The organism is Marinobacter changyiensis, from assembly GCF_009193265.1.
Taxonomy (GTDB): domain Bacteria; phylum Pseudomonadota; class Gammaproteobacteria; order Pseudomonadales; family Oleiphilaceae; genus Marinobacter; species Marinobacter changyiensis.
Genome location: NZ_VZZZ01000003.1, coordinates 120061 through 132050, shown reverse-complemented (window position 1 = coordinate 132050; position 11990 = coordinate 120061). Strand labels below are relative to the sequence as shown.

9 protein-coding genes are annotated in these 11990 nt (G+C 53.8%); 4 read left to right on the top strand and 5 right to left on the bottom strand.

Annotated elements, in window-relative coordinates; translation table 11 throughout:
- Positions 1-6 precede the first annotated feature (6 nt).
- Positions 7-732 (top strand): DNA polymerase III subunit epsilon, encoded by a 726-nt coding sequence (dnaQ, locus tag F6Y09_RS09395; RefSeq protein WP_152206679.1) that lies wholly within the window; start codon positions 7-9, stop codon positions 730-732.
- 145 nt (positions 733-877) lie between these two features.
- The gene (locus F6Y09_RS09390; protein ID WP_152206678.1) at positions 878-2587 is read left to right on the top strand and encodes a FimL-related protein; all 1710 of its coding nucleotides are present in this window, start codon (positions 878-880) and stop codon (positions 2585-2587) included.
- A gap of 52 nt (positions 2588-2639) precedes the next feature.
- Here F6Y09_RS09390 and F6Y09_RS09385 read toward each other — a convergent pair whose 3' ends face one another.
- Complete coding sequence (locus F6Y09_RS09385) at positions 2640-2954, bottom strand: SCP2 sterol-binding domain-containing protein (protein WP_152206677.1); 315 nt, start codon at positions 2952-2954, stop codon at positions 2640-2642.
- Between the two features lie 215 nt (positions 2955-3169).
- Here F6Y09_RS09385 and sohB point away from each other — a divergent pair, with 215 nt between their 5' ends.
- The gene (gene sohB, locus F6Y09_RS09380) at positions 3170-4240 is read left to right on the top strand and encodes a protease SohB (RefSeq protein WP_152206676.1); all 1071 of its coding nucleotides are present in this window, start codon (positions 3170-3172) and stop codon (positions 4238-4240) included.
- A gap of 64 nt (positions 4241-4304) precedes the next feature.
- Positions 4305-5303, top strand: coding sequence for a YhdH/YhfP family quinone oxidoreductase (locus F6Y09_RS09375; protein WP_152206675.1), 999 nt, complete (start codon positions 4305-4307; stop codon positions 5301-5303).
- A 53-nt stretch (positions 5304-5356) separates the two neighbouring features.
- Here F6Y09_RS09375 and F6Y09_RS09370 read toward each other — a convergent pair whose 3' ends face one another.
- The 4 genes from F6Y09_RS09370 to metH form a co-directional block, all read right to left on the bottom strand.
- Entirely contained in the window at positions 5357-5860 is a 504-nt protein-coding gene (locus tag F6Y09_RS09370; RefSeq protein WP_152206674.1) for a DUF934 domain-containing protein, read from the bottom strand.
- Positions 5853-7505 carry a nitrite/sulfite reductase gene (locus F6Y09_RS09365; RefSeq protein WP_152206673.1) on the bottom strand — a complete coding sequence of 551 codons (1653 nt, stop codon included), beginning with the start codon at positions 7503-7505 and terminating at the stop codon, positions 5853-5855. Before F6Y09_RS09365 ends, F6Y09_RS09370 begins: the two co-directional genes overlap by 8 nt.
- A gap of 467 nt (positions 7506-7972) precedes the next feature.
- Complete coding sequence (locus tag F6Y09_RS09360) at positions 7973-8191, bottom strand: DUF2970 domain-containing protein (protein ID WP_152206672.1); 219 nt, start codon at positions 8189-8191, stop codon at positions 7973-7975.
- Positions 8192-8227: 36 nt separating this feature from the next.
- Positions 8228-11926 carry a methionine synthase gene (gene metH / locus F6Y09_RS09355; RefSeq protein ID WP_152206671.1) on the bottom strand — a complete coding sequence of 1233 codons (3699 nt, stop codon included), beginning with the start codon at positions 11924-11926 and terminating at the stop codon, positions 8228-8230.
- Positions 11927-11990: the final 64 nt, after the last annotated feature.

Below are 11990 nucleotides of genomic sequence, written 5' to 3'. Positions count from 1 at the left end.
AACACTATGAGACAGATTGTACTGGATACCGAAACCACCGGTATCGACCCGGCCCAGGGCCACCGCATAATTGAAATAGGCTGTGTAGAGCTCGTCGAACGTCAACTCACCGGACGTCATTACCATGTCTATGTTAATCCCGAGCGGGACATTGAGGCCGAGGCGATTGCAGTCCATGGTATTACCAATGATGCCCTGGCTGATAAACCGCTCTTCCGCGATGTTGCCGAGGAATTTTTTCAGTTTATTGACGGTGCCGAACTGGTTATACACAACGCGGCTTTCGACATCGGTTTCATGGATGCGGAATTTGCGAGGCTGAGAAACAAGCGGGTGACCCGGGAATTCTGCGGTGTCGTTGATACTCTGGCGCTTGCGCGCGCCAAACATCCGGGGCAGAAAAACAATCTGGATGCCCTGTGTAAGCGCTATGGCGTTGATAACAGCAATCGTGAGCTCCACGGTGCATTGCTGGACGCGGAAATTCTGGCGGATGTTTATCTGCTGATGACCGGCGGCCAGACCGCGCTCTCGTTGGATGCCGGTAGCGATAACGCCAGTGGCGTGGAAGCCGTTCGGCGGCTTGCGGCCGATCGCAAGCCTTTGCGGGTGGTGAGGGCGCGCCAGGAAGAAATGGCCGCGCATACCAGAATGCTGGATACGATCGAGTCGTCCAGCGGCCAGGTTCTCTGGCGCGAGATTGAGCAAAAAGGACAATCTGTCGAGCAGTAAACCTACCGGTTATGAACCTGTGCAGACGTACGTTTTGTTACATTTAGAGTTTCTTGAGCTACTTGAGTTTTGTGTTATAAGTAATGGTTAGTTCGGAAATTTTAGCTGCGGCTCTCTGCACGTTGAAAACGGGAAGTGTCAATTTATGGTTCAATCGTCAATAGCGACGAAATCGCAGTCGTTTGATCTGGTCAAGGCGGAAATAGAACAAACGATCAGACAGGCAGAAGCCTGTCTCGGGCGTTTTCAGGAAAACAGGGAGAGCGGGGAAGACCTTCAGAACTGTGTCGACTATCTGAACCAGTTACGGGGAATCTTCATTCTGGTGGAACTGCGAGGCGGAATCCTGTTGTGCCAGGAAGCAGTGGCTATGGCCAACGATGTGCCGGTCGGTGCTAATGATGATAAGAACATCCTGCTCACTACTTTAAGCAGTGCTCTTTTTATCCTTCGTCGATATGTCGAATATTATCATCAGCAACGGGCAGACCATCCGGAACTACTGCTTCCCATTATTAATGACTTGCGAGAAGCGCGTAAAGAAAAGCCCTATCCTGAATCTTGCTTTTTCGATGTCGACGTTAAACACCGCGCAAATTTCGGTTTCAGTTTGGCGATCACACCGGTTGAAGGCGACGAAGCCGGTTACGAGGTTTACGCCCAGCGAATGCGTTTGATGTTCCAGATTGGTCTGCTGGGTGTGTTGAGGGAACGCAATGAAGCCGTTAATAAAAAGCTGATCGGGCGTGCAGCCCGGGGATTTGCCCGGCTCTGTAACGGGGCGTCCATGGGTCAGATGTGGTGTTTGCTTGCGGTAGTCGCCGACACCATGCTCGACCGCGACATGGCTTTTGGAAAGGCCCGTAAGCGCATGCTGATGCGTGTTGAAAAGTACACGCGCGAAATCGTTTATGTGGGCAAAGTGGCAACGGCCAAAGATGCCCCGGATTCCCTCTTCAAGGATCTTATCTATCTTTTATTCCGTAGCGGGTCGGCCAACCCTGAAGTAGCGGAGATTCTCGAAGCCTATCAATTGGCACCTTCCGAATATCCTGAAGTCATGATGGAAACGCACCGCAAGCGTCTATACGGACCCGGTGCTGATGTTCTCAAATCCTTGTCGGATGCCCTTCAGGAGGAATTGAACCAACTCAAGGACAAGCTGGATATTGTGGAACGGGGAATTGAGCCGGACATCGCCGAGTTGTCAACGATTGCGGCATCGCTTGAGAGCCTTTCCAATACCCTGTTGATGCTGGATCTGAAGCAATTGTCCGGACTGGCAAAAAATCAGGCCGGCAAGTTGCGCTTATGGGAAGCTGAAAAGCGTTTGCCCTCGAGTGATGAGCTCTATGTGCTCGCGGATGCGGTTCTGAGCATTGAAGAAGCCGCCATGCAAATGGTAACCCGCGGCATTACCAGTGAAACCGATGCATTGGCGGGCGTCAAAGTGTCTGATCGCGAACAGTCACCGTATCGCCGGGAGGCCATGATCGTTGTCGCAGACGAAGCTCGTGGAGCGCTGATTCTCGCAAAGCGGGCCATTACGGCTTTCATAGAGTCCGACTACGACAAAATGCACCTGGCTAATCTGCCGGCAACATTACACAGCATCTGGGGAGGGTTCGTGATGCTTGATGACCCGGATGCTGCCAATGTGCTCCAGCGCGTTGCTGTATGCATACAGGAAAAGCTTCTCGACGAACGTGAGCCGCCTTCAGTGTCGGTTCTCGAAGCCCTCGCCGATGCGTTGACCTCGTTTGAATACTACATAGAAAGCATCGGTACCCGGGACGATCGCAACATGGACCTGCTCAAGTTGGCTGAGTCCTCCCTCGATGATGTTGGCCTCTGAAACAAAAAAAGCCTCTGGTCGAACGACTCAGAGGCTTTTTCCACAGTTCGGATCAACTCAGTGTAAACAGTTCACCCAGCTTGGTTGCCAGCATCATGTCGCCTTCGGCACGTAGCTGACCCGCCATAAAGGCCTGCATACCATCAGTCTCGCCGGAAACAATGCCTTTCAGGGTTTCTGAGTTCATGATCAGAGTGACTGACGGATCCGCATGGTCACCTTCAACCAGCTGACAGGTGCCATCATGGATGATCAGGTGATGATTGGTATCGTCTTCAATGTCAAACTGGAACACCAGATCAAGACCTTTGGCGGCATCCGCGTTGAAGTTATGTTCGAGCTTTTCAAATACCTGAGCTGCAGACATTATTTTACCCTTTGTATTGTGTTTCATGCGCTTGGCTAACCGATCTGACTGTAGGGGGAGGGCCAGGCGGTGTCAAGCTTGATCGAACGCTTGTTTTAATTTTGTGAGGTGGTTATTTCGGACTCCCGGCGCCTTTCAACGGGCAAAGTCTTGTACCCTGCTTTTGCTCGGTTACAATCAAGCGACCTTTAAAGTATCCATGCTGGAGATGCGACTTGGAATTTTTCACAGAGTACGGGCTGTTTCTGGCCAAAACGGTAACATTGGTTGTCGCGTTATTAATTGTCGTGGCAACCATAGTGTCAGCCATGCACAAGGACAAAGGGGGCGACGACAGTGACGGCGAACTTCAAGTCCGCAGACTTAACGACAAGTATCGTCAGCTGAAGGAATCAATCCAGGCCAGGATGATGGGTGAGCAGGAACGCAAACTCTGGCAGAAGCAACAGAAGAAGAAGCACAAAGCGGAAGCCAAAGCCGAGAAGAAAAAAGCCAAAGCAAGCGGCGCTGAGCTTGATGAGACTGCTCGCCCGCGGGTTTTTGTGCTGGATTTTGATGGCGACATTAAAGCCAGTGATACGGATTCTCTTCGAAAATCCATCACGGCGGTACTCAGCGTTGCTGATGTCGGCAAGGATGAAGTGGTTGTGCGATTGGAAAGCGGCGGTGGGCTGGTGCACTCCTACGGCCTCGCTTCAGCTCAACTGGACAGGATCAGAAGCAAAGGCATTGCGCTGACGGCGTGTGTCGATAAAGTGGCTGCCAGTGGCGGGTACATGATGGCTTGTGTGGCGGACCGTATCATTGCCTCACCATTTGCCATCCTGGGATCTATCGGTGTGGTTGCGCAGTTGCCAAACTTCCACCGGTTACTCAAAGACAATAAGGTCGACTTCGAAGTGCTGACCGCGGGTGAGCACAAACGGACCCTGACCATTTTTGGCGAGAACACAGAAAAAGGCCGGCAGAAGTTTCTTGAAGACCTCGAGGATACACACGGATTGTTCAAGGATTATGTCAGTGAACGGAGACCGAGCCTGGATATCGCTGAAGTCGCCAATGGTGATATCTGGTTTGGTCGCCGAGCGTTGGAAGTGAAACTGGTTGATGAAATCAAGACCTCCGACGAATATCTCATTGAGGCCTGCGAGCGAGCGGAGGTAGTGTCGGTAGGGTATCGCCGCAAACGCACGCTGCCTGAAAAACTCGGACTAGCCGCAACAGTGGCAATGGAGAACACGGTTCTGCGTTTACTCAGCGCGTTCCGAAACCAGAAGATGCAATAGACATCTTTTGCAGTGAGCCAGCGCCAATAGCTCTGGAACAATCAACTAAAGCAAAGGTGAGACGATGACCAGCTCAATAGAATACAAAGCATGGCGAGTCCACGAAAAAGACGGTGCCTATGTCGGCGCTGTCGAAACCTGCAATACTGACGATCTGCCCGAAAACGAAGTGCTGATCAAAGTCAGCCACTCCTCTCTCAATTACAAGGATGCGCTGTCAGCGTCCGGAAATAAGGGTGTAACGCGGACTTTTCCTCACACCCCGGGTATCGATGCGGCGGGTGAAATTGTTGCCTCTACGGTAGCCGACCTGGCCGCCGGCCAGGCTGTCATCGTTACCGGCTACGATCTCGGTATGAATACCCCCGGTGGCTTCGGCGAATACATTCGGGTTCCGGCCAGATGGTGTATTCCAATGCCTCGTTCCTGGGACGCCAGAACGGCCATGGTGTACGGCACGGCCGGTCTTACCGCCGGGCTTTGCGTGGCCAAGCTGTTGAAAATGGATGTCAAGCCAGAGCAGGGCCGGATAGCGGTTACCGGTGCCAGTGGCGCCGTCGGCAGCATCGCTACCGAGCTGCTGTCAAAGTTGGGCTATGAGGTTGTGGCGATCAGCGGCAAAGCAGACCATGCCAAGTCATTGAAAGCCCTGGGTGCAGCAGAAGTGGTCGGGCGGGATGTGTTGGCAGAGAATAAAAAACCAATGGCCAAGCCTGCCTATGCCGGCGCGATAGATACTGTGGGTGGCGATCCACTGGCGGAGCTGCTCAAGTACATTCAGCCGGGGGGCTCGGTTTCCTGTTGTGGCCTGGTGGCCGGCACGCAGCTACAAACCACTGTGCTACCGTTCATACTGCGGGGCGTTAATCTGCTGGGTGTTGATTCAGTTGAAATTCCATTGGCGGAGAAGCAAGCCGTTTGGGATAAGTTGAGCGGTCCCTGGGCCTGTAAGCACGCCGAGAACAACGCTCGTGATATTGGCAAGGCGGAGTTGGATGAAGCGCTGAAGGCGTTCCTGAGTAGCTCTTCGGCCGGTAAGATTGTACTCGATCACGGCAAATAACGAGCGGAGATTTCGGGCAGGATGACGCTTCTGCACATCCTGCCCGGAACGAATTACAGAGCTCTACGACGAAACAGTGGTTCCTCGGTATCTGTCGCTGCCTGGTAGGCCTGACTGAAAAAGTTCAGACAGTGAGCGGCAAGCTCGATGTCTTTATCCGCACGCAGTGCATAGCTGTCGAACCCGCAACGTTTCATGAACTGAAGCTGGTCCAGCAGTACATCGCCTATCGCCCGCAATTCGCCCTCGTAGCCAAAGCGCTCCCTCAGCAACCGCGCCGAACTATAGCCTCTGCCGTCAGTGAATTTGGGAAAGTTGACAGCGATAATCGACAGTTCGTCAACGGCGTCTGCCAGCATTCCGGGCTCATCGTGGCTTTCCAGCCAGACACCCACAGTTTCTTTGTTCGGGTATTGCGCCCGGTTTGCCAGCCACATATCCGCTGGAATCAAGACCCGACCCTCTGGCAGTGTCAATACCTCGCCCTCTTCAGGACGGGGTACCACCGTCCAGTCATCCGCTTTGATCTGGCCGTCCGAAGTTATAATGTCAGGCATAAACACGCTCCTTGAACGGCACAATTCCGATGCGGCGATAGGTGTCGAGGAAGGCTTCCTCTTCAGTCCGGTTTTCCACATAAACGTTGATGATCTTCTCGATCACTTCCGGCATGTGCTCACTGGCAAATGAGGGGCCAAGCAGTTTGCCAATGGCAGCATCACGCTGGGCCGAACCGCCAAGACTGATCTGGTAGAATTCTTCCCCTTTTTTATCGACACCCAGCACTCCGATATGACCGACATGGTGATGTCCACAGGCATTCATGCAGCCTGAAATGTTGAGGTCAATATTGCCGAGGTCGTACACGTAATCCAGATTATCGAATTTGCGCTGAATGGACTCTGCAATCGGAATCGATTTCGCGTTCGCCAGGGCGCAATAATCGCCACCGGGGCAGCAGATGATATCTGTCAGAGTATTGAGGTTGGCGGTGGCAAAACCCATGGGCTTGATGGCTTGCCAGAGATCGTACAATTCATCCTGACGCACATCGGCCAGCACCGCGTTCTGCTGATGAGTGACCCGCGCTTCACCAAAGCTGTAGCGATCGGCAACATCCGCAATCTGTTCAAGCTGGCGATCGCTGACATCACCAGGAGGGGTGCCGGTTTTCTTCATGGTCAGTGTGACGATGGCGTACCCTGGCTTCTTATGGGCATCGACGTTACGAGTCACCCATTTGTCGAAGGCTTTCGATTCGGCTCGTGCCTGGACCAGAGCTTCCGGATTATCTTCCAGAGCGGCATAACCTGGCTCCGTGAAATAGGCCTGAATCCGGGCAATGGCTTCATGGGTCAGTCTGGAAGGAGAGTCTTTGATATGGGACCACTCGTCTTCAACTTTGTCAGCAAAGCCTTCCGGTGTCAGCGCTTTTACCAGTATCTTGATGCGGGCTTTGTACTTGTTATCCCGTCGACCGTAACGGTTATACACCCGCAGAATGGCTTCCAGGTAAGTCAGCAGGTCCAGTTCGGGCAGATATTCCCGTATCACCGGCCCGACCATGGGCGTTCGCCCAAGGCCGCCGCCCACGTAAACTTTAAAGCCAAGGTCTCCGGCATCGTTACGGACGGTCTCGAGACCAATATCGTGAACCTGCACCGCAGCCCGATCCGTATGCTCGGAAGCGTTAACAGCAACCTTGAATTTGCGTGGCAGGAAGGCAAATTCCGGGTGGTAGGTAGACCATTGACGAATAATTTCGCAATACGGGCGTGGGTCAACTATCTCATCGGACTGAGCACCGGCGAACTGGTCCGTGGTGGTGTTGCGGATACAGTTGCCACTGGTTTGGTTGGCGTGCATCTCGACTTCGGCCAGTTCCGCCAGAATATCCGGTACATCCTCGAGGGCCGGCCAGTTAAGCTGGACATTCTGACGGGTCGTGAAGTGCGCGTAGCCCTTGTCATAATCCCGGCTGACCTTTGCCAGACGGCGCAGTTGCTCCGACCGGAGCATGCCATAAGGCACACAGATCCGTAGCATCGGTGCCAGGCGTTGCACGTAAAGGCCATTTTGCAAACGCAGTGGCAGAAATTCCTCTTCTGCCAGATCGCCTGCAAGGGCGCGGGCAGTTTGGTGGCGGAATTGTGCGACGCGTTCGGCGAGTATCTGCCGATCGTATTCGTCGTAAACGTACATAGAGCAAAATCCTGGTCAGTAGAAATCGAAGAGTGTTGACGACTATATTTTTCAGTCACGGCTGCGATAAGCTGTCTGTGGCGCTGAACGTGCAACCTGACAAGTGTTGAGCGCACGTACCGCGCGATGGTAAAAAAGATACCAGTTTCGGTTTATGCTTAAAATGATTATTTAAAGATATGCTAATAACAGATAGTGCTAAAAGCCTGTAGACGTTTTTGCCGAATCTGAATAGGCTATACGTGTTTTAGAGAGCGAATGGCTCTGGCGATAAGTTCCAAACAACAACGAGGATAGAACATGAGTAAAAGCACACTGAGTGACAGTCAGGTCGACGCCGTCGCAGCAATCGTGCTCATCATACTGGCGGTGTCACTGGCGGTATTCTGGGTCGCCGGCCAGTAATCGAGAAAGAGCAATCGAGAATCAGAAGCCAGTTGCCGGGTCGGTCAGACCGGCAGCCGGTGTTACCCGGACAACACCCAGCGTACGATCAGTATCAGTGTCCCTACAAACCCCGCCGTGAATAGAATTCCCACCACGATATAAGGCCATGGACTCTGGCTTTCGAAGTCTTCTTCATGGCGCTTGCTTGACTGCACCCCCAGCGCGCCCGCGAGCACGCTCTGGAAGACCTTCAAAAGCCCGGGGCCTTTCTTTTTACGCTGTTCTTCATCACCTGTCATAGTGCTTCCCAATCCATTTTCCTGGTTATCATTGCGCTATTCCGCGGGATCATAGGCAAGGCTTGGCGCGAGCCATCGTTCTGCGTCTGCCAGACTCATGTTTTTGCGCGTGGCGTAGTCCTGCACCTGATCCTTGCCGATTCGGCCAACCGCGAAATACTTGGCTTCCGGGTGGGCAAAATACCAGCCGGACACCGCTGCGGCCGGGAACATCGCGAAGTGCTCAGTCAACTCTATGCCCGCGTTTTCAGGGGCCTGCAGCAATTCAAAGAGGGCTTCTTTCTCCACATGGTCCGGACAGGCAGGGTAGCCCGGCGCGGGCCTGATGCCTTTGTAGCGTTCGCGAATCAGATCGTCACGTTCCAGGGCTTCGTCGGGGTCATAACCCCATAATTCTTTTCTGACCCGCTCGTGGAGCCGTTCCGCAAATGCCTCAGCCAGTCGGTCTGCCAGCGCCTGCACCATAATGGCGTTGTAGTCGTCGTTGGCTTCCTTGAATTCGCGCACCATTTCTTCGGCACCGATACCGGTCGTCACCGCAAACCCGCCGATGTAGTCACACTGATCTGCGGTCTCTGGTAACAGGTAGTCCGACAGTGCCATCATCCGCTTGCCCGGCGCTTTTTCGTCCTGCTGGCGAAGGTGATGAAGGGTAATGAGCTCTTCGGTTCGGGACTCATCCGTATAGACCACCACATCATCGCCGCGACGGTTGGCGGGCCAGAACCCGATGACGCCGCGAGCCGTCAGGCGCTTTTCCTCAACTATCCGCATGAGTATCTGCTGGGCATCATCAAACAGGGATTTGGCCGCTTCACCGCGCTTCGGGTCATCGAAAATGGCTGGATACTTGCCCGACATATCCCACGCGATGAAGAACGGTGACCAGTCGATGTATCTCACCAGCTCTGCCAGATCGTAATTGTCAAAGCTCCGGATGCCGGTGAAGGTGGGCTTGACCGGCGTAAACCCTTCGAAATCGATCTCCGGTGCCCGCTCCCGCGCTTCTTTCAGCGAAACCAGCTTCACCCGATCCCCGCGGTTCTTACGCCTCTCGCGGACGTCATCGTATTCAGCTCGGGCGGCGTCAACCAAACCGGGTTTTGCTGTCTTGCTGAGTAACTGTGAGGCCACATTCACGCAGCGAGACGCATCGGAAACATAAAGCGCTATGTCATTTTTGTACTGTGGCTCGATCTTGACCGCAGTGTGGGCCTTGGACGTGGTCGCACCGCCAATCATCAGCGGAATCTGGAAATCGAGACGCTGCATTTCCCGTGCTACGTGAACCATTTCATCCAGTGAGGGTGTGATCAGGCCACTGAGGCCGATGATGTCAACATTGTGCTCAACGGCGGCGGCCAGAATTTTGTCACAGGGCACCATGACACCCAGGTCGATGACCTCATAGTTATTGCACTGGAGTACCACGCCGACGATGTTCTTGCCGATGTCATGGACGTCGCCTTTCACCGTTGCCATCAGGATCTTGCCTTTGGCTCGCTGGTCTGCTGACTTCTCGGCTTCGATGTAGGGAATAAGGTGGGCAACAGCCTGTTTCATGACCCGCGCACTTTTCACCACCTGCGGCAGAAACATCTTGCCGTCACCAAACAGGTCGCCAACCACGTTCATGCCATCCATAAGAGGGCCTTCGATAACGTGAATCGGGCGTTCGGCACGCTGGCGGCAGGCTTCGGTGTCTTCAATGATATGGCTGGTAATGCCTTTGACGAGTGCGTGTTCGACCCGTTTCTCAACCGGCCACTCACGCCAGGCCAGGTCTTCTTCCTGGGTCTTGCCGCCTTTATTCTTGAAGCGCTCGGCGATTTCCAGCAACCGGTCGGTTCCATCAGCCCGGCGGTTCAGCACAACATCTTCTACCAGCGCTTTCAGTTCGGGTTCGATCTCATCATAAATAACCAGTTGGCCGGGGTTTACGATCCCCATATTCAGACCGGCCTTGATGGCGTGATAAAGGAATACCGAGTGAATGGCTTCACGCACGGCATCGTTGCCACGGAAAGAAAATGAGACGTTGCTGACACCCCCGGAAATCGACGCATAAGGCAGGTTCTTGCGAATCCATCGACACGCATTGATGAAATCGACGGCGTAATTGTTGTGCTCTTCAATACCGGTCGCAATGGCAAATATATTGGGGTCGAAAATTATATCGGCAGGATTGAAGCCGATACCGAGCAGGGTGTCATAGGAGCGTTTGCAGATTTCGGTCTTGCGCTCGTAAGTGTCGGCTTGTCCTTGCTCATCAAAGGCCATGACCACGACAGCAGCGCCATAGCGCATGCAGGTTCTTGCGCGGGCAACGAACTCGTCTTCACCTTCTTTGAGACTGATGGAGTTCACCACCGCCTTGCCCTGAATGCAACGAAGGCCCGCTTCGATGACATCCCATTTGGAGGAGTCCACCATGAGGGGCACGCGGGAAATGTCAGGCTCGGAGGCCACCAGCTTCAAAAACGTCACCATGACGTCTTTGGAGTCCAGCATGCCTTCGTCCATGTTGATATCGATAATCTGCGCACCGTTCTCGACCTGGTCCCGGGCAACGCTGAGAGCCTCTTCGTATTGCTCTTCCTTGATCAGCCGGAGAAAGCGTTTGGAACCGGTAACGTTGGTTCGTTCACCCACGTTGATGAACAGGGTGTTTTCATCCGCTGTGAACGGCTCAAGCCCGGACAGGCGCATGCGCTTGGGCCGTTCGGGAATTTTGCGGGGAGGGTATTTTGACACCACCCGGGCAATGGCTTCGATGTGATCAGGCCGTGAGCCACAGCAGCCCCCGATTATGTTCAGGAAGCCATCGCGGGCGAAGCCTTCAATAATGTCCGCCATTTCTTCGGGCGTCTGGTCATACTCGCCGAACTCGTTCGGCAGACCCGCGTTGGGATGTGCGCTGACGTAGGTTTCAGCTTTGTTGGAGAGCTCTTCAACATAAGGCCGCAAGGCGTCAGCGCCCAGGGCACAGTTAAGCCCGGCAGAAATGGGCTTGGCGTGCGCAATAGAATTCCAGAAGGCTTCCGTGGTCTGGCCAGAGAGGGTGCGGCCAGACGCATCGGTAATGGTGCCGGATATCATGATGGGCAGCTCTGTGCCGCTGTCTTCAAAGTACTGTTGAGTGGCGTATATCGCCGCCTTGGCATTCAGTGTGTCGAAAATGGTTTCGATCAGGATCAGATCACAACCGCCCTCGACCAGGCCGGACACAGCTTCGTAATAATTGTCTACCAGAGTCTGGAAGTCGACATTCCGGAATCCGGGATTGTTTACATCCGGTGAAATCGAAGCCGTTCGGGACGTTGGTCCTACTGCACCCGCCACAAAGCGCGGCTTCGCCGGATTCTTTGCGGTGTATTCATCGGCAATTTTACGGGCCAGCTGTGAGGCGGCGACGTTCAGTTCTTTGGCGATGGACTCAAGGCCATAATCCGCCTGGGAAACCTGGGTCGAGTTGAAGGTGTTGGTTTCAATGATGTCCGCGCCGGCTGCCATATAATCCGCATGGATATTGCGTAGCAGGGCAGGCTGAGTGAGGTTCAGAAGGTCGTTGTTGCCCTGAACATCACGGTCATAATCGGCGAACCGCTCGCCCCGGAACCCAGCTTCATCCAGTTTCAGATTCTGGATCATGGTGCCCATGCCGCCATCAAGGATGAGAATACGGTTTTCCAGTGCTTGTCTCAATTCAGTGAGACGGGATTCACGGTTGTTCATAAAGGCTGGTTCCGGAATTCAGATAGTGTCGTTAAGACGCAGAATGATAGCAAAAATGCGCGAT

Bases quoted from the DNA above. Each gene is read 5' to 3' on its own strand.
- dnaQ (WP_152206679.1), top strand. From the start codon at position 7: ATGAGACAGATTGTACTGGATACCGAAACCACCGGTATCGACCCGGCC.
- F6Y09_RS09375 (WP_152206675.1), top strand. From the start codon at position 4,305: ATGACCAGCTCAATAGAATACAAAGCATGGCGAGTCCACGAAAAAGAC.
- F6Y09_RS09360 (WP_152206672.1), bottom strand. From the start codon at position 8,191: ATGACAGGTGATGAAGAACAGCGTAAAAAGAAAGGCCCCGGGCTTTTG.
- F6Y09_RS09370 (WP_152206674.1), bottom strand. From the start codon at position 5,860: ATGCCTGACATTATAACTTCGGACGGCCAGATCAAAGCGGATGACTGG.
- F6Y09_RS09385 (WP_152206677.1), bottom strand. From the start codon at position 2,954: ATGTCTGCAGCTCAGGTATTTGAAAAGCTCGAACATAACTTCAACGCG.
- metH (WP_152206671.1), bottom strand. From the start codon at position 11,926: ATGAACAACCGTGAATCCCGTCTCACTGAATTGAGACAAGCACTGGAA.
- F6Y09_RS09365 (WP_152206673.1), bottom strand. From the start codon at position 7,505: ATGTACGTTTACGACGAATACGATCGGCAGATACTCGCCGAACGCGTC.
- F6Y09_RS09390 (WP_152206678.1), top strand. From the start codon at position 878: ATGGTTCAATCGTCAATAGCGACGAAATCGCAGTCGTTTGATCTGGTC.